At 28.5% G+C, this 22,221-nt stretch carries 18 protein-coding genes; 3 read left to right on the top strand and 15 right to left on the bottom strand.

Annotated features, from left to right (window positions below; translation table 11 throughout):
- Positions 1 to 119: 119 nt before the first annotated feature.
- From DIC82_07625 to DIC82_07615, 3 genes are all read right to left on the bottom strand, one after another.
- Positions 120 to 1,166, bottom strand: a complete 1,047-nt coding sequence (locus DIC82_07625; protein AWK50895.1) for a rhomboid family intramembrane serine protease — start codon at positions 1,164 to 1,166, stop codon at positions 120 to 122.
- Positions 1,167 to 1,490: 324 nt separating this feature from the next.
- Positions 1,491 to 3,275 carry an oligoendopeptidase F gene (gene pepF, locus DIC82_07620; GenBank protein ID AWK50894.1) on the bottom strand — a complete coding sequence of 595 codons (1,785 nt, stop codon included), beginning with the start codon at positions 3,273 to 3,275 and terminating at the stop codon, positions 1,491 to 1,493.
- Between the two features lie 148 nt (positions 3,276 to 3,423).
- On the bottom strand, positions 3,424 to 3,825 hold the full coding sequence (locus tag DIC82_07615) for a hypothetical protein (GenBank protein AWK50893.1): 402 nt from the start codon (positions 3,823 to 3,825) through the stop codon (positions 3,424 to 3,426).
- 287 nt (positions 3,826 to 4,112) lie between these two features.
- Here DIC82_07615 and DIC82_07610 point away from each other — a divergent pair, with 287 nt between their 5' ends.
- From DIC82_07610 to DIC82_07600, 3 genes are all read left to right on the top strand, one after another.
- On the top strand, positions 4,113 to 4,517 hold the full coding sequence (locus DIC82_07610) for a hypothetical protein (protein ID AWK50892.1): 405 nt from the start codon (positions 4,113 to 4,115) through the stop codon (positions 4,515 to 4,517).
- A 91-nt stretch (positions 4,518 to 4,608) separates the two neighbouring features.
- Positions 4,609 to 5,280 (top strand): metal ABC transporter ATP-binding protein, encoded by a 672-nt coding sequence (locus DIC82_07605; protein ID AWK50891.1) that lies wholly within the window; start codon positions 4,609 to 4,611, stop codon positions 5,278 to 5,280.
- A gap of 21 nt (positions 5,281 to 5,301) precedes the next feature.
- Positions 5,302 to 6,102 (top strand): metal ABC transporter permease, encoded by an 801-nt coding sequence (locus tag DIC82_07600; GenBank protein AWK50890.1) that lies wholly within the window; start codon positions 5,302 to 5,304, stop codon positions 6,100 to 6,102.
- 516 nt (positions 6,103 to 6,618) lie between these two features.
- On the opposite strand, the gene DIC82_07595 is transcribed toward DIC82_07600, so the two are convergent.
- From DIC82_07595 to DIC82_07540, 12 genes are all read right to left on the bottom strand, one after another.
- Entirely contained in the window at positions 6,619 to 7,761 is a 1,143-nt protein-coding gene (locus DIC82_07595; protein ID AWK50889.1) for a 2-aminoethylphosphonate--pyruvate transaminase, read from the bottom strand.
- 29 nt (positions 7,762 to 7,790) lie between these two features.
- A complete protein-coding gene (gene aepY / locus DIC82_07590; protein ID AWK50888.1) occupies positions 7,791 to 8,924 on the bottom strand; it encodes a phosphonopyruvate decarboxylase in 1,134 nt (377 codons plus the stop codon).
- A gap of 180 nt (positions 8,925 to 9,104) precedes the next feature.
- On the bottom strand, positions 9,105 to 10,403 hold the full coding sequence (gene aepX, locus DIC82_07585; GenBank protein AWK50887.1) for a phosphoenolpyruvate mutase: 1,299 nt from the start codon (positions 10,401 to 10,403) through the stop codon (positions 9,105 to 9,107).
- A 100-nt stretch (positions 10,404 to 10,503) separates the two neighbouring features.
- A complete protein-coding gene (locus tag DIC82_07580; protein AWK50886.1) occupies positions 10,504 to 11,304 on the bottom strand; it encodes a nucleotidyl transferase in 801 nt (266 codons plus the stop codon).
- Positions 11,305 to 11,624: 320 nt separating this feature from the next.
- On the bottom strand, positions 11,625 to 12,608 hold the full coding sequence (locus DIC82_07575; GenBank protein AWK50885.1) for a hypothetical protein: 984 nt from the start codon (positions 12,606 to 12,608) through the stop codon (positions 11,625 to 11,627).
- 460 nt (positions 12,609 to 13,068) lie between these two features.
- Positions 13,069 to 14,004, bottom strand: a complete 936-nt coding sequence (gene cysK / locus DIC82_07570; protein AWK50884.1) for a cysteine synthase A — start codon at positions 14,002 to 14,004, stop codon at positions 13,069 to 13,071.
- Between the two features lie 213 nt (positions 14,005 to 14,217).
- Positions 14,218 to 14,739: an NAD(P)H nitroreductase gene (locus DIC82_07565; GenBank protein AWK50883.1), complete on the bottom strand. Its 522-nt coding sequence runs from the start codon at positions 14,737 to 14,739 to the stop codon at positions 14,218 to 14,220.
- Positions 14,740 to 14,900: 161 nt separating this feature from the next.
- Positions 14,901 to 17,099, bottom strand: coding sequence for an alpha-galactosidase (locus tag DIC82_07560; GenBank protein AWK50882.1), 2,199 nt, complete (start codon positions 17,097 to 17,099; stop codon positions 14,901 to 14,903).
- A 599-nt stretch (positions 17,100 to 17,698) separates the two neighbouring features.
- Entirely contained in the window at positions 17,699 to 18,544 is an 846-nt protein-coding gene (gene speB / locus DIC82_07555; GenBank protein ID AWK50881.1) for an agmatinase, read from the bottom strand.
- A 59-nt stretch (positions 18,545 to 18,603) separates the two neighbouring features.
- The gene (gene nspC, locus DIC82_07550; GenBank protein AWK50880.1) at positions 18,604 to 19,746 is read right to left on the bottom strand and encodes a carboxynorspermidine decarboxylase; all 1,143 of its coding nucleotides are present in this window, start codon (positions 19,744 to 19,746) and stop codon (positions 18,604 to 18,606) included.
- Positions 19,747 to 20,003: 257 nt separating this feature from the next.
- Positions 20,004 to 21,206: a saccharopine dehydrogenase gene (locus DIC82_07545; GenBank protein ID AWK50879.1), complete on the bottom strand. Its 1,203-nt coding sequence runs from the start codon at positions 21,204 to 21,206 to the stop codon at positions 20,004 to 20,006.
- A 140-nt stretch (positions 21,207 to 21,346) separates the two neighbouring features.
- Complete coding sequence (locus DIC82_07540; GenBank protein ID AWK50878.1) at positions 21,347 to 22,201, bottom strand: spermidine synthase; 855 nt, start codon at positions 22,199 to 22,201, stop codon at positions 21,347 to 21,349.
- Between the last annotated feature and the right edge of the window lie 20 nt (positions 22,202 to 22,221).

Genomic DNA, 22,221 nt, shown 5'->3' with positions numbered 1-22,221 from the left:
CTTATTTCTTATTGTTAATTCTTATTACTTTAATATATTACTGCATTTTTTATCATTTTCCAATAATTCTTTTTCATTTTTTAATCATTTTGTAAAATTTTTTTCACTTTTTTATGCAATCATTTATACTGTATTTCTTGTATTCTTTTACTTGATACTCTATAAACAAGATATCCTACTAATGCACCACCAATTAGACCACCAATATGCCCAAAATTATCAATATTTTTAATGCTTAAACCTATAAATAAATTTATTACTATTATTTGCATTAAACTTGATATATATTTTTTATCTATTTTATGCCTTTCTATAATAGCAAAAGATAATAATGCTCCCATAAGACCAAATATTCCACCTGATGCACCCACTGATATGCTACTCGGACTCATTAAATAACTTAACGAACTTGACGTTATACATGAGATAATATATATAATTAAATATTTTCTAGTTCCATAAATTTGTTGAATTTGTGGTCCTATTATATATAACGAATACATATTACATGCTATATGAATTAAATTAGAATGTAAAAAGGCACAAGTTAATAATCTCCAAATCTCACCTTGTTCAATTAACACATTATATTTAGCTCCAAAATTTATTAGTACCAAATTATTTATCACTTCGTTTGATATCCCATTTGAAGAACCACGCACAGTATTAGTAATATTCATAATAACAACTTGCATAACAATAAATATTATTATATTTATTATTATTATAACTAATGTAGTTATTTTATCTTTAAAAAAACTTTCTCTTGTACGCTTAATTTTAAAATTATTTTCTTGCAAATTATTTTCAAATATCTGTTTTAATGGTATACATGATTTATCACATGAGATAATATTATTGTTTTCCTTATTTATAATAAGTTTATGTCTCATTGATGAATACTCCATTTGTACATATTCTTTATGTGATAAAATTATCATATTTAAAGAGAATGGTTTCGCTAATGTTTCTATATACTTAATTGCTTCTGAGTAATCTATATTTTCACTTTCATCATTACTTATCAAAGCACAATATATACCATCATTAAGTTCCTTAATAGCTAAGAACTTATCTTCACCATGAAAATTGCTATAGTATTGTTTTATATAAAAATTTTCTTTATTTATTAAAATCTTATAAAAACTTTCTTCGAATTTTTTCATATTATTTACCTATCCTATATAAGAATTCAATGCACAATTAACAGTTCACAATTCATAATTAATAAACTTTCTCTGTGATCTTTGTTCCTTAATTATGAATTGTACATTGTTCATTGTGCATTGTTCTAAGATTTATTTATTTTTTTATGAAACTCGACTCATATACACTCGCTGAGTGCTCACAGAGTAAGCGACCATCATCAAATCACAGATTGGGATGTCTGCTTAACTGATTCACACAAAATCATTTTTCAATGAGGTTAACGCCCTTTGGTTGTTAACTAAGTTGGAGGAACCAAATGTAAAATTTGGATTCTCACTTATCTACTTATCTATCATATCTAAAAGTTCATTAAATCTCTTTATAGTAGCTTCTATAGGCATATTCGTAGTCATATCTACTCCCGCATTTTTTAAAATGTTTATTGGATAATCGCTACCGCCTGATTTTAAGAAACCTTTATATTTTTCTACTGCATTTTCTTTTCCCTCTAAAATTGATTTTGAAAAAGCTGATGCAGCTGCATATCCTGTAGCATATTGATAAACATAGAAATCAGAATAAAAATGCGGAATTCTTGACCATTCTACATCTACTTCTTTGTCTATTACAATCTCATCTCCAAAATATTTAACATTTAAATCATGCCATACCTTATTATAATCTTCTGCTGTTAAAGGCATTCCATTTTCTAATGTTTCATGAGTATAAAGTTCAAATTCTGCAAACATTAATTGTCTGAATACTGTTGTTCTTATTTGCTCCAATTCTTGATTTATTAAATAAAGTTTTTTCTTTTCATCACTTTCTTTTTCAATTAGATAATGAATAAGTAAAGACTCATTTGTTGTTGATGCAACTTCTGCACAAAATAAAGTATAACCTGCATAATAATATGATTGCTCTTTTCTTGAATAATATGAATGAATTGAATGCCCCATTTCATGAGCTAGAGTCGATACATCGCCAAGTTCATTATTATAATTTAATAGTACATAAGGCATAGTATCATATCCACCCCATGAATAGGCTCCACCTTTTTTACCTTTGTTTTCATATATATCTATCCAGCCATCTTTAATCCCACTTTTAAATATATCTAAATATTCTGCTCCAAGTGGCTTTAATGCATCTAATACTATATCTACACCTTTATTAAATTCAATTTTTTCTTTTGGTAATTCGATTACAGGAACATATAAATCATACATATGCAGTTCATTTAATCCTAGTAACTTTTTCTTAATTTTAACATATCTATGAAGTGAATTTAAGTTATCATTTATGACTTTAATTGCATTTTTATAAACTTCGAGTGGAATATTATTTGGTTTTAATGATGCTTCTAATGCACCACTATAGTTTCTTACCTTACTACTAAAATTAAATGTTTTTAGTGATGAAGTTAATGTAGTAGCTAAAGTATTTTTTAGTTTGTCATATTCTCCAAATAATTTTTCAAATGCTTCTTTTCTTACATTTCTATTCTTACTTCTTATGAATGAAGAATAGTTTCCTTCCGTTAATTCTACTTTATTGCCTTCTTCATCTTCTATTTTCCCAAATGTCATATCTGCATTAGTTAAAATATTGTGTATTGCTGAAGGTGCATCTAAACAATCTGATGCGGCTGCTAATAGTTCTTCCATTTCCTTTGATAATATGTGTGGCTTTTCTTTTAATATATCTCTAATTAAAAATTCAAATTTCTTAAGTTCATCTAATCTGTTTATTTCACTTTCAATAAATTTATCTTCTAAAGTTAAAATTTCTGGTACAAAAAAAGCTGTATAACTTGCAAATTCAGCCATATATATATCAATTTTACTCATTAAACTTTGATAAGTAGAATTTGAAGTATCCTCATCAGATTTTAAATGTGCATAAATATATATTTTTTCTGCTTTTCTAGATATTTCTTCATTTAATTTAAAATATTCTAAAATCTTTTCTCCATTTACTAGTTTTCCAGAATAACTTTTCAATTTAACTGCTTCATTTTTTAAATCTTCAAAATCCTTTTCCCATTCTTGTATATTTTTATATACTTTCTCTACATTCCACTTAAACTTCTCTTCAATTTCTTCCCTTTTTTTTAACTCACTCATCTTAACACACCTTTCTTTTCAGAATTCAATTATCAATGCCCAATGTTCAATGGTCAATAATTGAACATTGAGTATTGAGCATTGACAATTATCACTTCTAAATTACCAATTTAATATATAAGTATATCTTATGAATTGTTATATATAATTATTCTGCATACTCCGATTCTTTTCCTTGTATCGCTTCAAATACTGAGTTCATTTCTCTTTCTATTGTTCCTACTGCTTCTTGTATCTTTTTCTTCATTAAATCATAATCATCCTCATACTTAAATTTTATTATATATGCAGGATTATATTCTTCTAAATCTTCTTCTATCTCATAACCACTTTCTGTAAATGCTTCGCTATTAAATAAATCATATATTGCTGAGTATTCCCATTCTTCCACATTTTTATTTGTATCAAAATGCATATACACAATTTCATCTAGTACATAAAGCTTTTTCACAAACAAAGCTCCTTCATTTACTTCAAAACTTCCTAATTCCTTTTTTATAAATCCTGTTTCTTTATCTTTCTCCATTAATACTAAACTTGAAAAATCCATAAATTCACCGTCCTATTATTTTTTTGAATGTGTCTTAAATAAAATTATATCAAAAAAGACATTTTATAACCATATAAATAAAATGTGCACTTTTAATTACTGGAATTTGCTCATATTATTATATTTTTTACCTTACATTGTCATTGATTTTTAATTTTATTATATGTAAAATTATGGTAATATTTTCGTATGGTTATTTTTATTCTAAAAAATATTTATTACATCAAATAATCTTTCCAAAAATCTATTTAATCATTCAAAGCTTTAAAATAAAGGAGGTCTCCATTGTGATAAATAATCTACAACTAAAAAAGGAATCCCTTGTCTATAAAAAAAGACGAAGACTTGAAAGAAAAATTATATTAAGAGCTAAAAGACAAGTTATGTTATCTGCAATAATTTCCTTAGGACTTATAACCATAGTTTCTTTTTTCATAACACATGATCTATATATACGCAGTAATTCTAAAGACCTTGGATTTGCTGTGGAATATAATTTCACTAGTGATTTTTCATCAGAAAGCGAACTTCTTAGAGTTCAAAAAATGTCTTTAATTTACTGTGATGGTGAAACTGCTGTTGTAGAGGCGTCTGGTCTTTCTAAAAATGAACCACATAAAAATGTCTCTGTTAAAGGAAGTTTTAAGAAAGATAATAAAAGTTGGTATTTAGAAAAAATATTTACTCAATAATCTTTATTATTTTGGCAATATGGATTATGCACTATTGCAAATCATTTGCATTTAAGTGTATAATATAATAATGTTTTAAGGAGTTGATTATTTGATAACTATAAAAAACCTATCATTTTCATATACAAAAGCAAATGATTTATTAAAAGATGTTAATCTTCATATACCTAAGGGGATTTATTTATCTATTCTTGGTGAAAACGGAAGTTGTAAAAGTACATTGATAAAGCTTATATTAGGTATCTTAAAACCTGATTCTGGGTTAATTACTTTAGCTTCCAATAAAATTTCTTATGTTTCTCAAAGATTAGATAATTTCAATTCAGAATTTCCAATCACAGTTAAGGAAGTATTGTCTTGTCATGCAAAGACTGTTGGTATAAAAAATTCAAGAAGCGTTCAAGAATCTTTACACAAAGTTAATATGTGTGAATTTGACAGTACTTTAATCGGAAGTTTATCAGGTGGCCAACAGCAAAGAATTTTTATTGCAAGAGCTTTACTTGGAAATCCGGATTTAATAATATTAGATGAACCATCAACTGGAGTAGATGAAAAAAGTCAAAATGAAATTTATCCATTACTCCAAACTTTAAATAAAGATTTAGGAAAAACTATAATTTCTGTTGAACATAATACTAAGATTGCATTAAAATATTCAACACATATTTTAAAAATAGAAAATGGTACTCTAAAATTATTTACGAAAGAAGATTTTATAAAGTATTTAGAAGTTGAAGATTCAATTTCTAAAATAATATAGGTATTAGGAAGGTAATAATATATGTTTCAATTAGGTTTTATGCAAAATGCATTTATTGCAGGTTTTATTGTTTCTATTCTATGTCCGTTTATAGGACTTTTTATTGTGCTTAGGCGTTATTCAATGATTGGTGATACCTTATCCCATTCTTCTTTTGCTGGAGTTGCAATTGGCCTTGTTATAGGCACAAACCCCCTTTTAACTGCGTTTTTATTCACTAGTGTTTGTGCTCTTGTTATAGAGGCTTTAAGGACTTATTATAAAAAATATGCCGAACTTGTAATGTCCATTGTTTTGACTCTAAGTTTAGGTATAGCCATTATTTTAGTAAGTAGTGGCAAGGCATCCGCTAAGGTAGATTCGTTTTTATTTGGTAGTATTTTAACTGTTACAAAATCTGATATATTATTAATTGCTATTGTAGGTGGAATTTGTCTTATAACACTTTTATTCCTATATAATAAATTAATTTATGTAACTTTTGATGAAACAGGTGCAAAAACATCAGGCATTAATGTTAAGTTAGTAAACTATATCTTTACATTACTCGTTGGTGCTACAATTTCTCTTTCAATAAGAGTAATGGGAATCCTTGTAGTTTCTTCAATAATAGTTGTACCTGTAGCAACTGCTATGCAACTAAAAAAAGGATTCACTAAAACCTTGATTTTTTCAATTTTATTTGGATTTTTAGATGTTATGATAGGATTAGTACTCTCTTATTACATAAACAGTGCTCCAGGAGGCACAATAGCATTAACATCAGTTATCTTCTTGTTACTAACTCTAGCTTTTACAAGATTTTTCAACTATGAAAATTAATAAAATACGGGGATTGCGAATCAGACGAAATATAAAAATACTTGCAGTTTGAGGATAATTTAAATCTATTGCTTAACAACCGAAATCAGAGTTATGCGTTTGCTCCAGTTGCTGAGAATTTTCTGGATATTTCTAACATTAGAAGTTGCGCCCAAAGTGATAGCCTCAAAGCCACAGCTTTGAACAAGCATCTTTGGAACAACTTCTAATGAAGAAATATACCCAGAAAATTCTCTGATGCAACGTTGCGCAAAAGCATAACTCTGATTTCTTTGTTTAGTGTAATTTTAAAGTATGCCTATATTCATGCAAGTATTTTTATATTTCTGAGGTTGACAATGCCTATAGTAAAGTATTCTATAGGCATATCTTAATGATAAATTGTCCTAAGCTTGTCTTTAGGAACATGCGGAAATGGGTACAACTTTTGCTGTTAGAAATTCACAGCTAAATCCTCAGTAACCCGAACAAATGCATGACCTTCATTTCGGTAGTTTATTCAATTAACCCTAATTTTCACTTTGGGTATCTATGTTGCGCAATACCCACAAAGTATTCTTCTAATATTTCTATGAATTTATTCATGTCATCCGGATAGATTTTTCCTATGTTTGCTATTCTAAATGTATTTTTAGAAGATACTTTTCCTGGATAAATTGTGAATCCTTTATTATATAAGTAATCATGCAAATCATTGAAGTTATACCCTTTAATTTTAGGCTCAATAATTGAAGTTAAAAGCATAGATGATGCTTTTTCATTTACTAATCTTTTTAATTTAAGTTTATCTAAGCCATCCCAAAGGATTTTACAGCAATCTTTATATCTTTTATATCTATTTTCTATCGTTTCTTCTTTTGCTTCTACTATGGCTTGTTTTAAAGCATAAAGAACTTGCACTGGTGGAGTAAATCTCATTTGGTAGTTATCTTTAAAATATGAATATTGTTTATATATATTAAGATAAAGATTTCTTGGTTTAATACTCTTAGTTTTCTCTAAAGATTCTTTATTAGCTATTACAAAGCTTGTTCCTGCAATTCCTTGTATACACTTATTTGAACTTGAAGCTAAGTATTTTATGTTCATTTCATCCATATTTATAGGAATCCCTGCAAAAGAACTCATAGCATCAACTATCATATCTATTTCATACCTTTCACAAATACTTCCTATTGATTTTATATCATTTAATATTCCTGTTGTAGTTTCATGATGGATTACTGCTATATGGCTTATAGATGTTTTTTCAGATCTTATACTCTCTAAGTTATGTATTTTTATTATTTCTTCTAATTCAATTAAGCTTATTTCTTCTATAGGTGAACTTTTAAATTCTATATAATTTAAATTATATATTTCTGCTATTTCACACATTCTTTTTCCATAAGCACCATTATTAATTATTATAATTGTTCCATCATCTACTACTGAACTTAAAATAGCTTCAACTGATGCTGTTCCTGATCCTCCAAACAATATAGTTGTATGCTTATCATTAGTACCTACAAAATTAGTAAGCTCTTTTGATACAAACTCCATAACATCTCCAAATTCTTTTTCTCTTGGACAAATATCAGGCACAACTTGAGCGAGCTTTACTGTGTCTGAAGTAGTTGCAGGCCCTGGATTTAATAATATATTTCTCTTAATCTCCACTTTGATTCCTCCCTATTATGATTAATCTTTTATTTATCTAAAAATTCCATAAAGGCTTCTTTGTTTTCAATTGGCGTTGTAGTAGGTCTTCCTAAATCCTTTCGTGCCCCTTTCTTAACTTTAATTTCTAACAATACAGGGCCTTCTACATTTGTTATTTTTTCTGATAAATTTACTAACTCTGCTTTTGAGCTACATGAATAACATTCCTTATATCCACAAGCTTTTGCAATAGCTAAAGTATCTATTTTTAAGCCAACAGTTTCTTGACCTCCCACGGAATCATGTGCTCCATTATTAATTAAAATATGTCTAAAATTCTTAGGTTCTGCATTTCCTATTATAGCTAAGCTCCCAAGATGCATTAATAAAGACCCATCTCCATCAATGCAATAAACATATTGATTTTTATTATTTAATGCAATACCCAAAGCAATTTGAGATGCATGTCCCATAGAGCCTACAGTTAAAAAATCTTTGTTATGATTTTCTTTATGCTTTTCTCTTAATTCAAAAAGCTCTCTAGATGCCATTCCTGTTGTTGACACTATTACTGAATTTTCTTTCATCTGAGATACTACAATTTCTATAGCCTCTTCTCTAGTCATTTTAAACTCAAAACTAGTATTACTCTTGAGTTTGTATTCATCAAAGGTATCCTTTTTTATTATCAAAGCATATGGCTCATTATTTTCTTTCATATAACTATATGCTTTTTTTACTTTTAATTTCATTTCATTATTATTGGTATATTTATCTAAAATCTCATACTTAATTCCTAACATTTCTAATGTTTCAGTAGTGATTAGCCCTTGTTTCTTATGTTGAGGTTCATCTTTCTTATTTGGCTCACCTCTCCACCCAATTACTAAAAGCATTGGTATACTGTAAACTAATTTATCAGTAAGGGAAGCAAGTGGATTTACTGCATTCCCAAGTCCTGAATTTTGCATGTATACAAGTCCAATTTTTCTTGTTCCTAAATAATATCCAGAAGCTAATCCTATAGCATTTCCTTCATTAGCTGAAATGATATTCTTATGGGCACTTACATTATCCTTAATATAAGCACAAAAAGATTTTAACAAAGAATCTGGTACTCCTGTAAAAAAACTTATATTATTATTTAATAATTCATTATAAAACTCTTTAACTTCAACCATTTAATTCAACCCCCTTTTCAATTAACAATTGAAAATTGACAATGTACAATTAAGGATGAAAACCGCAGGTTGTCTTTAAAAATATATTTTAAAAATCCCTTAAATGGATTTTATCCTTCATTATCAATTGTTTATTTTATTTTCTAACTGTTAACTGTTAACTGTTAATTGTTAACTGAATCACATTCCACCTGGAATTAAAGTAAGAATTTCTTTTATAGGCATACAATTTATTGAAGCTTCTTTTGATCTTTCATTTTCTAAGATGCTCTTTGCAGTATTTACCATTGCTGGATATGCACTTCTTATTAGGTGATTTGCATAAATAACCACATTAATTCCTAAGTCCACTAATTCATCTTCTTTCATGAAATTATATGAAGTTGGTACTACTACTAATGGAACTCTATTTTCAAATTCATTGTATATTCTACAGAATTCAACTATCTCTTTTCCATCCTTTTCTTTGCTATGAATCATTATTCCATCTGTACCCGCTTGAATATATGCTTTTGCTCTATTTATTGCATCGTCCATTCCTGCCCCTGCAATTAAGCTTTCAATTCTTGAAATTATCATAAAGTCACTTGTTGCTCTAGCTTCTCTTCCTGCTCTTATTTTGTCACTAAAATGTTCTATAGTATCTTGAGTTTGAGTCACATCAGTGCCAAATAATGAATTTTTCTTAAGTCCTGTCTTATCTTCAATGATAATTGCTGACACGCCTAATCTTTCTAATGTTTTAACTGTATAAACAAAATGCTCAATTTGTCCTCCTGTATCTCCATCAACAATTATAGGCTTTCTAGTGACCTCTAAAATGTCATTAATTGTATTTAATCTTGATGTTAAATCTACTAATTCTATATCTGGTTTTCCTTTAGCTGTCGAGTCACATAAAGAACTTATCCACATACCATCAAATTCTTTTATTTTCCCATCTTTTTCAACTTTAGTTTTTTCAACAATAAGTCCAGTCAATCCATTATGAGCTTCAAGTATTCTAACTGGTTTTTTTGAATAAATTAATTCCTTAAGGCTTTTCATTCTCATTTGAGGTGTTATACCTATTTGCATTAATTCCTCATCTAATTTTGAAATAGAAACCCCTTGAGTATATGGTACTTCAACAAGTTCTCCTCTCCATTCCTTTATTGCATTTATAACTTTTTCTCTAAGTTTTTGTTGAGAGCCCTCTAGCCAATCATCTCCATGAACAACATAATCAGGTTTAAGTTCTATAAGATTTGGAACTTGATCTAAACTATCTTGAGGTATTACAGATAGAACTCCCTTAATATTACTAACAACTTCTTTTCTTTCTTCATACTTCATTATAGGATTTCTCCAATAGCCTCTTATAACCTCATCAGTATGTAAACCTACTATTACATCTCCAAGATTTCTCGCCTCATTTATTACATTCAAATGCCCTTGGTGAATTATATCAGCACTCATAGCAATGTAAACTGTTTTCATATATTAACACTCTCCTAAAATTCATAATTTCTTAATGTGCTTAATTTTTATATATTAGAAAATTTAATATTTTCAACTTTAAATAGAATTCTTCTAAATATTAAATTATTTTCTCTTCTGTATTTTTCTCTAACTTAGGAAGTACAATTGTTTTTATTCTCTCAAGATGACTTTTATCATCAATTTCTCCCCATACTAAATTTTCTATTTTTAAATATCCAACTTTTCTTTTTTTTGCAACATCAAATATTGCATTTTCATAATCATATTTCTTTGATTTTTTATTTTCACTTTCAAAAAAATTATCTTCATTTTTATAATCATTTATTTTATTATTAAAATCTTTATATTGTTTTAACATCTCTCTATATAGTTCAATTGATATTTTTGAAATTCCAACCAATTCCCCATATACTCGTTCTATCTCTTGTATATTTTTAGAAATCTTATATAAGTTGTCCTCCTTAACTTCCACATAACATTCATCACCTGAATTTGTCTTTCCACTTAGCAAAATGCAATCATCTTTTTCATAATTAATAACCTTAATTAATCCATAAACTTCATATATAAGATCACTTTCAAGTAATAAAAAATCTTCCTTTAATTCATTTTCTAGTATTGATAGAGAAGTCATACTCCCTGTAGCTCTATATTTTCTATTTTTTCTTGTTTCTATATAATTATTTTCTTTTGCGAGTTTATCATAAAATTCATTTAAATGACCTGTGACTATATAAATTTTTTCAATTCCTAAGCTTCTTAATTTTTCAATAGATCTTTCTACTAAGCTCTTACCATTTATCTTCATAAGACCCTTTGGCAACATGTCATTAGTTATATCTTGTAATCTTAATCCCATACCAGCAGCTAAAATTACAGCTGTTTTTATTTTTTTCATTGATTATCAGAACTCCTTTCTATTTATAAAGTGAAACTTTTCAATTGGAGTTTTATGTCCAGCTGAATTTATTTAATGATATAAATTATTTTTTTAATCCTGAATTCTCATTACCCATTTATATCTAATAAAAGATATATTAACTAAGTTCATTTTATGAACAATATTATATTATCATCTTTCATTGTTCAAAACAATATGTTCATACATAAAATGACTTATATTTTAAAATATGTTTTAAAATAAAAAGTCTACATCAAAACAATTTTAAAAATCATTTTGATGTAGACTTTATTCTAACTATAATTTTTTATCTTATATTATTTGGCTATTACATTGGTAGTTGCTGGTATAGTTGTATTTGTTGGTGCTGATATCTTAGCAAATTCTTCTGCTGTAAGTTTAATCTTGCTAGCTGGAAGAGTTACTTCTTTAACTTCACTCTTAGTGTTTGTTCCTTTCACTGAAATTGAAATCTTCCCAAAATCTTTAACTTGTAAATTCATATTAACTTCTGAAGTATAATTAGTATCTGTAAATACATCTTTTGAAGTAATAGTTGAACCAGCTAATGCTGTCTTAACATCATTTAAGCCTGCATCAAAACTTGCATCGTTAACTGCTGTCTTAATTTGTGTGATATCATCAGTAGTTAATCCTAATTTAAAGGTGTTATTAATATTATCTACATTGTTACCTGCAACTTTTATAGCTTTAGCAGATAAATTTACTGCTCTATCTGCATCAAGATTAATTGTGTATTCTCTTCCATTTTGAATAAAAGGTAAATCAAGATCACTATTCTCTCCAAATATTATTTTCCCAAGCTCCACCATTGAATTTGATTGGTTACTTAATGCTTTTATTTTATTTATATCCATTCCTGTAGCTGTTGTATCATCAATTGCTATATATTCTTCTTTAATACTAGCTAACCCTGTTGATTGAGCTTGTCCATTTAAAGCGAATAATCCTTCATAAAAGCTCTTATTAATATAACTTGTAGTTCCATCTGAATATGCTTTAAGTTCTGGGATTTTAATTTCGCCTGATGTATTATTGAATTTCATATCCACATATGATTTATCATTTGCTGTATATCCAGTAGCAGTAAATGTTACTTCTTCCTTTATTCCTTGACCATCAATACTAATTATTCCAGTTGTATCAGACGTTGTTGTCTCCCATTTTGCTGTATTAGAAATTTCCTTTGAATAATTGATCGTTGTTTGACTACATCCAGCCATTGTTCCAATTGTTAAAGCCGCTGTCATAATTAGTACTAAAGTTTTTTTCATTTTCATTTTTATTCCCCCTTATAATGCTTATCTTCTTATGATAAAAATACAATACATGTTAATAATTAACTTTATATCACACTCTTATTATACATATTTTTTATTAGTAAATACCACTTTAAATATTAAATTTATCTTAATTTATACTTAAATTTTCATAAGTTTCCATCACACATGGGTATTAAGAAATATAAGAATGTTTGTATTAATGTAAAAACTTAAACTTACTGCAAATGCTATAGATACTACTGTTTATACCATATTATCTTATATCTATTTAACTTGTTGTAAAAACTCTCTAATTAAGTATTTTGATCAGAATTTTTTCTTTTATTATAAACAAAAGGCAAAGAATCTCATTTTTTGAGTTTCTTTGCCTTAATTTAATATTGCTTATAAAGTTTTGTTCTTAATTAATTTTACTTAATAATACTTTAATGCACAATGTACATTTATAAGTAGAATTTTACTTATCTTCAAATAATCCAGTTGATAAATAACGTTCTCCTGTATCAGGTAATAATACTACAATTGTCTTTCCTGCATTTTCTGGACGTTTAGCAAGTTCAGTTGCTGCAAATGTTGCAGCTCCTGATGAAATACCAACAAGTAATCCTTCTGATTTAGATAATTCTCTAGCTGTAGCAAATGCATCTTCATTTTCGATTTTTATAATTTCATCATATATTTTTGTATCTAACACGTCTGGAATAAACCCTGCACCAATTCCTTGTATTTTATGTGGACCAGGCTTACCTTCTGATAATACTGGTGAAGCAGCTGGTTCTACTGCAACTATCTTAACGTTTGGATTTTTAGATTTTAAATATTCTCCAACCCCTGTGATTGTTCCACCTGTACCAACACCTGCAACAAAAATATCAACTTTTCCATCTGTATCTTCCCATATTTCAGGTCCAGTTGTGCTTTTGTGTATTTCTGGATTAGCCGGATTCTTAAATTGTGCTGGTATAAATGAATTTGGAGTTTCAGCTGCTAATTCATCTGCCTTAGCTATTGCTCCCTTCATTCCTTTAGCGCCTTCTGTTAAAACTATTTCAGCTCCATAAGCTTTTATAAGACTACGTCTTTCTACACTCATTGTTTCTGGCATAACAATTATAACTTTATATCCTTTTGCAGTTCCTACAGATGCAATTCCGATTCCTGTATTCCCGCTAGTTGGTTCAATTATAACTGATCCTGATTTCAATAATCCTTTATTTTCACCATCTTCAATCATAGCTTTTGCAATTCTATCCTTAACACTTCCTGCTGGATTGAAGTATTCTAGTTTAGCTAATATAGTACCTTTTAAATCTTTGCCCTTACTATAATTTGATACTTCTAACAATGGTGTTTTCCCCACTAGATCTGCTAGATTCCTATATATTCTTGACATTTTAACCACTCCTTATCTTTTTCGCATAATTCTTATCTGTTTACTATACTATAAGTATATTCTTGTATTATCATATAGTCAATAGTTTTGTATATTTTTTTAAATTTTATACTAATTCATAAGAACATTTTAGCTTTTCAAACGAAAAATAAGCAAAATCCTTTTGTTTAGGTTATTTGCTTATTTATATATTGTTTATTAATTTTTTCTCACTTATTTTATAAATTTAATAACTCCTTCTTTTTTCCTATGTGATTTTGACACACTATCCGCATATCCAATCGATGCCATTCCCCAAACAATATGATTTTCCGGTATGTCAAAGCTTGTTAATACTTCTCGTACTTCTTTTTCATTACAAATAGTTTTTAATTGATTAATCCAACATGAACCTATCCCTAACGAATTTGCCATTAAAAATATATTTTCCAGTGCACAAGAACAATCTGCTAACCCATTGGTATTATCCTTTTCATTCGATAACATAATTAGAGTTGGAGGTTCATAAAAATTATATCCAACATCTCTTCCTAAGGATTCTCTAACCACTTTTGCAAGTAATGCTATTTTTTCTTTGTTTTGAATAACAGTAAATTGCCAACTTTGTTTATTCATACCACTTGGCGCATATATACCTGCTTCCAATATCATGTTTAGTTCATCATCCTTTATTTGTTCCTTCTTAAATTTTCTTACACTCCTTCTTGTTAAAATGTTTTGTAATACTTCATTCATAATAATATCTTCCTTTCATCTGTTGATTATTTTTATCTGATAGCTAGCATTCGTAACACAGGCACTTATATGAAAATCCTCTTCCTAACGTCAGAGGAGTAATCAATTCCACACTAAATCATTCTTTTATAAAGCTAACATCCTTTGGTTGCGCTTCGCGCTTATTTTAAAGGTGTATATTTTCTTAACACCCATTGTTTAGATGCATAATCACCTTTAAGTTCAGGTATCATTAATCCAATATTCATTAATTCATCCCCACCAAATATTATATCTTGATTAGTTATTTTATACTTAGCTTCTTCTTCTAATCCTATTAACTTTAGTGGTTTATTCCATTTATTAGGTTCTGCATATTGTTTAATGTAGCTAACAACAATTTCACATCTATCCTTAGAAATATTCATCCATGCAACTTCATTACTTTCAAATGGACTTAATAACCTAAAAGTATCTCCACATTGAACTGTTTCTCTTATTTCTTTATATAATTTAATTTGATATTTTATTGCGTCTTTTTCCTCTTCAGTTAATTTTGTAATATCAAGCTCATAACCAAAATTCCCTGCCATGGCAACTATTCCTCTTATCTCAATAGGAGTAATTCTACCCACTTGGTGATTTGGTACTGCTGATACATGGCATCCCATAGATGCACTTGGATAAACTAAAGATGTTCCAAATTGGATTTTTAATCTTTCTATTGCATCTGTGTCATCACTTGTCCATGTTTGTGGCATGTAGTAAAGCATTCCCGGATCAAATCTTCCTCCACCACCAGAGCAACTTTCAAATAAAATTTCTGGGAATCTTGTTGTTATTTCCTCAAGAATTCTATATAGACCTAACATATACCTATGTGCTGTTTCTCTTTGTCTTTTTATTGGCAATCCAAGTGAACCTATTTCACTCATATTTCTATTCATATCCCATTTTACATATGATATTGAAGCATTTTCTAAAACATCACTTACCGATTTTATTATATAATCACATACTTCTTCTCTTGATAAATCTAATATAAGTTGCTCTCTTGCTGTTGATCTGATTCTTCCTGGTACGTGTATGCACCAATCTGGATGTTTTTTATATAATTTACTACTTGGAGATACCATTTCTGGTTCAAACCAAAGACCAAATTGTAATCCTAGATTATTTATTTCTTTAGATAGTTTTCCAAGTCCACCTTTTATTTTTTTTTCATTAACAAACCAATCTCCAAGGGACGTAGTATCATCATCTCTCTTGCCAAACCATCCATCATCAAGAACAAACAGTTCTATTCCTAAGTTACTTGCTTCCTTTGCAATTTCTTTTATATTAGTTTCATTGAACTCAAAATAAGTAGCTTCCCAATTATTTATAAGTATTGGTCTTACTTTATCTCTATATTTTCCCCTACATAAACGTTTTCCATATAAATTATTGTATATATGAGACATACCTGTTAACCCGTCTGGAGAATATACAAGCACTGCCTCTGGAGTTTGGAATTCCTCTCCTTTTTCTAATAACCACTTGAAATCAAATGGATTTATTCCAATTTGAGCTCTGGATTTACTATACATATCAACTTCAACACCAGCTAAAAAGTTTCCACTATAAACTAAACTAAATCCATACACATCTCCATTTTGTTCATTTGATCCCTTTCTTGCGAGTGTCATAAAAGGATTTTGAGCATGGCTACTTGCCCCTCTTCTACTTTCTATTGACTGCATACCAGATCTAAGATTTGTTCTAACAATATGTCTTTCTCTTGCCCATGCACCAGATAAGTGTATAAAATCAAAGTCATCCTCCTTAAAATCTACATTGGCGCTTAAAGCTCTTAATATATTTACTTCTTCTTTACTTTCATTTATTATCTTAACTGATTTTGTTATTGCATCAAAATCCTTAAACACATTATATGTTAAAATCACTTTTATATTCTTTAAGTCATCCTTTAAATATATTTCTAAAGTTTCTGCTTCTTCGTCATTTTCAACATATGTTGATGGTAATCCCTTAAGAAAATGTTTTCCTTTATAGATTTTGTATCCACTGTACCTTAAGTCCGTTGTTGTACTACCATCTTCAAACTGAAGTTCAATAGCTGGTGAACGTAAATCTGTATGCCCATAGACCGGATATTCTTGCATAGTTGCTTCTAACTGAAATGTTCCTACATTATCCGTATTAGTAAGAAAACTTCCCCATAAATTTTCTTCTATAAGATAATCTAAATTATTAGTGTTTATCTTTTTCCCCCAATATAAATGAGATAAATGATTACTTTTTAATACCTTTAATATATAACTTGTTTTTTTTGTTCTAAGATGAAATGTTTTTATATCTTTTTCATAAATAATTGCCATGTCAATTCCTCCGTTTATTCTATTTCGATGTTGAGCTATATTTATATCCCGCTTAAGAAAATATTAACATAAATAGTAACATTATGTAAATGATTTCAATAATGCTATTGTTTTGACGTGAATATCTTATTTTTAGATTAGCCCTAGGGATATGACACAAAATAAACTAGTTACTAACTTATTATTTTTCAATGTATTTTATTGTATGTATTCATTATAATCTGATATACTAGCAAATCATATGGTATTATGTATGTTTCTTATGTAAAAATTTTATATTCGAAATTTAATTTTGACATATATAAGTTGCAAGAAATAATTTACATCAATTAGGTAACAGTATGTTAATTTTCTAAAGAATTAGACATTCTTCTCTTTATATTAACTGAGAATTGATTCTCTTTATGGCACTCATGAATAACAAATAAAAAAATGAATCGTGTATATTAATATACACAATTCATTTTCTATTTATATATAAATAACTTTTTTACTAAATTAACAACTTTCTTTGTTTCTTCCGTTTGCTTCTTAGGAACTTTAAATGAAATACTTTTAATATTATTTTAGTTGAAAATTCACCTTATTTATATGCTTTATTAATATATGCTAAGTAATAATTCTCTTAAAACTTTGCAAGCTAATGCTGTTGAACTTCCGCTTTGATCATATATTGGTGATAATTCATTTACGTCCATTCCAACAACATTTAATTTTGAAACCTTTAAAATTGCACCTAATAACTCCATGAAAGTTACCCCTCCAGCTTCTGGTGTTCCTGTCCCTGGGAATACTGATGGATCTAAAACATCTAAATCTATTGTAAAATATATTGGCTTCCCTTTTAATTTCTCAATAACTTCTTCAAGTCCTACAAAATTAAACTTTTGGGTAAATACATGATCTTTTCCCCAATAAATTTCTTGTCTATCTCCAGATCTTATTCCAAATTGAAATATTTTATTATCTCCAATAATATCCCATACCCTATGAATAACTGAAGCATGTGATAATTTTTCGCCTAAATAATCATCTCTTAAATCAGCATGTGCATCAAAATGAATCACATGTAGGTCTGGATATTTTTTAGCTACAGCTCTAACTGCACCTAATGTAACTAAATGTTCTCCCCCTATCATGCAAGGAATTTTATTATCATTAACTATTTCTTCTGTAAATTCTTCAATTTGATTTAAAGCTCTACTAGGATTTCCAAAAGGAAGTTCTAAATCTCCTCCATCAAAGATAGATATGTCTTCTAAATCCTTATCTTGATATGTGCTGTATGTCTCTACTCCAAAAGATTCACTTCTCATAGCTTTACTTGCAAATCTTGTTCCTGGTCTAAAAGAAGTTGTCGAATCAAAAGGGGCTCCAAAAATAACTATTTTAGATTCTTCGTATTCATTATCACAACCTATAAAAGTTTCGATATTTCTATTCATCAGTGATCTCTCCTTTTTATAAAATGATTCAAGCAAAAATCCTCATTTTGTTCTAGATTTTAAGATAACCTACCTTTAAAATCTTCATATCCAAATTGTTTTATTACTTCAATACCTTTTTCTTCACTATACTTTACAATAGCAGGAAGATTTACACCGTTAAAAGTATTGTTTTTAACCATTGAATAAATAGCCATATCACAAAATACTAATTTGTCCCCTGGTTTTAATGGTTCTTTAAAAGAATAATCTCCTATTATATCACCAGCAAGACAAGTTGGTCCGCCGAGTCTATAAGTAAACTCAAGTTCATTAGGCTTTCCTGATCCTATAATATTAGGTCTATATGGCATTGCAAGTACATCTGGCATATGGCATTCTGCTGAAGTATCTAGTATTGCTATATCAATTCCATTTTTCATTGTATCTAGAACTGTTGATACAAGAAAACCTGTATTTAAAGCAATAGCTTCACCTGGTTCAAGATATACCTTCACTCCATACTTATCTTTTATGAAATTAATAGATTTGATTAGAGTTTCTAAATCATAATCTGGTCTAGTAATATGATGTCCACCACCAAAATTAATCCACTTCATCTTTTTTATGTATTTTCCGAATTTTTCATCTACCACTTTTATTGTACGTTCAAGAGTATCGGAATTTTGTTCACACATAGTATGGAAGTGTAATCCATCTATTCCCTCAAGCTCATCTTCTTCGAAATTATCTAAAGTAACCCCCATTCTTGAATTTTCAAAACATGGATTATATATGTCTGTTTCTATTTCAGAATATTCAGGATTAATGCGAATAGCACACTCAATTTTTTTCCCTTGAACATTTTTAACTTTATTTTTAAATTTTTTCCATTGGCTAAATGAATTAAACACTATATGATCAGAGTATTTTATAATTTCATCAAATTCATCTTCTCTATATGCTGGAGCATAAATATGTACTTCTTTGCCCATTTCTTCATATCCAAGTCTAGCTTCATGTAAGGAACTTGATGTAACCCCATTTAAATACTTTCCTATTAAAGGAAAAGTTGAAAACATTGAAAATGCTTTTGTTGCAAGAATGATATTCGCCCCTGTTTTCCTTTGAACATAATCTAAAGTTTCTAAATTCTTTTTAAGAAGTCTTTCATCAACCAAATAACATGGCGATGGTAATTTATTTAAATCTATATCTTTCATAGTTGTTATCAACCTCCACTCTTAACTATATAGATAACCACATTATAAGTTGTGCTTATACATTAATTAATTCGATAATTTTAAAGTACTAATTGTAAATGCTCAATAATCAATTTTCAATCGTTAATCATTGATAATTAAAGTTCTACGTATAAGTACGATTTCCAATATAGATAACTATAATTAAATTTATCCTTAATATTAAGAATGATGAAGAAAACATATTCCCTCATCATTCTTAATTGCATTGTAATATACTATTTAACTAAAGTTGGAGAGAAATCTTCTTTCCATGGTAATCCCCATTTATTTAATTCTTCCATAAATGGATCTGGATCAAATTCTTCAATGTTATTTACTCCAGCTTTATTCCATATACCTTTCATTACAAGACTTGCACCTATCATAGCTGGAACTCCTGTTGTATATGAAATTGCTTGTGATCCAACCTCTTTGTAACATTCTTCATGATCACATACATTGTATACATAATAAGTCTTATCTTTTCCATCTTTTTTACCTTGGAAAATACATCCTATATTCGTTTTACCCTTTGTTCTTGGTCCAAGTGATGCTGGATCTGGTAAAATTGCTTTTAAAAATTGTAATGGAACTATTTGTTTTCCTTCATATTCAATTGGTTCAATAGAAGTCATACCAACATTTTCAAGTACATTTAAGTGTGTTATATACTTTTGTGAGAATGTCATCCAAAATCTAATTCTCTTGATACCTTTAATGTTAAGAGCTAAAGATTCTAATTCTTCATGATGTAATAAATACATATCCTTTGGTCCTATTTCTGGGAAATCATAAACTTCTTTTAATTCAAGAGGTTCTGTTTCTATCCATTTCCCTTCTTCCCAATAGCTACCATTAGCTGTAATTTCACGAATATTAATTTCCGGATTAAAATTAGTTGCAAAATGATATCCATGATCTCCAGCATTAGCATCTAAAATATCAATATAGTTAATCTCGTCAAAATAATGTTTTTGAGCATAAGCGCTAAATACACCTGTAACTCCTGGATCAAACCCACTACCAAGTAATGCTGTAATCCCTGCTTTTTCGAATTTTTCTTTATATTCCCATTGCCATTTATATTCAAATTTAGCTGTATCAAGTGGTTCATAGTTAGCTGTATCAACATAATGAACTTTTGTTTCTAAGCAAGCATCCATGATTGTTAAATCTTGATAAGGAAGAGCAAGGTTTAGAACAACTTCTGGTTTAAATTTATTAATAAGAGTTACTAACTCTTCCACATTGTCAGCATCTACCTTCGCTGTATGTATTATAGTTTTAGTTTTTCCTTCTAATGAAGCTTTTATAGCATCACATTTTGATAAAGTTCTGCTAGCAATACAAATTTCTTCAAATACCTCTGAGTTTTGACAACATTTATGAATAGCAACACTAGCAACACCGCCAGCACCAATAATTAAAGCTTTTCCCATTATATAATTCCTCCAATTCATTCAAATTATGTATAAATATATATCTTAATTAATAATATATACTTTAAAATAAAATTCTAACATAATAAGGCATCTCAAAAATGCCTTATTTTTCATACATTATTTTGAGAAGTTTTACTTTATTCAGTAATACCTTCTAACATGTCTTTCACATAATTAGGTAATGCAAAACTTCCCACATGAAGATCTGTATTATAGTATTTTGTTTTTATGCCTAATTTATTCCAAGCATCTGCGTTCAAATCTTTAATAGGGTCATATTTTTTCGAAGCAAATCCAAATAGCCAATGTCCTGATGGATAAGTTGGAATATGTGCTTGATATACTTTATTAATTGGGAAGTAATTTACTATTTTTTGATGTGCATCTTTCATTGCCTTAGCATGATACTCATAATATGGACTTTCATGTTGATTTACTAACATTCCATCTTCCTTCAATGCTATATAGCAATTTCCATAAAATTCTTTTGTAAATAATCCTTCTCCTGGTCCAAACGGATCTGTTGAATCTACTATTATTAAGTCATATTTATTTTCTTTGCCTCTAACAAATTTTAAACCATCTTCAAAAAATATTTTTATTCTTTTATCATCAAGTTTACATGCTGTTATTGGAAAATATTCTTTACATACGTCAACAACTCTTTCATCTATTTCAACCATATCAATTTCTTCAATAGTACTGTATCTTGTTAGCTCTCTTATAGTTCCACCGTCTCCAGCACCAATAACTAAAACTTTTTTAATATTAGGATTTGTTGCCATTGGTACATGTACTATCATATCGTGATAAATAAATTCATCTTTTTCTGTTATCATCATTAATCCATCTAAGGTAAAAAACCTTCCGAATTCCTTTGCTTCCATAACATCTATTCTTTGAAACTCTGTTTGCTCACTATGTAATTGTTTTTCAACCTTAATTGAAAACCTGACATTTTCTGTATGTTGTTCTGTATACCACAACTCCATAATAACCCACCTTTCCCAAT

Source organism: Clostridium beijerinckii (genome assembly GCA_003129525.1).
GTDB classification, from domain to species: Bacteria; Bacillota; Clostridia; order Clostridiales; family Clostridiaceae; genus Clostridium; species Clostridium beijerinckii_D.
Note: the sequence above shows the minus strand (reverse complement) of the source record. Positions and strands in the feature narration are given on the sequence as shown.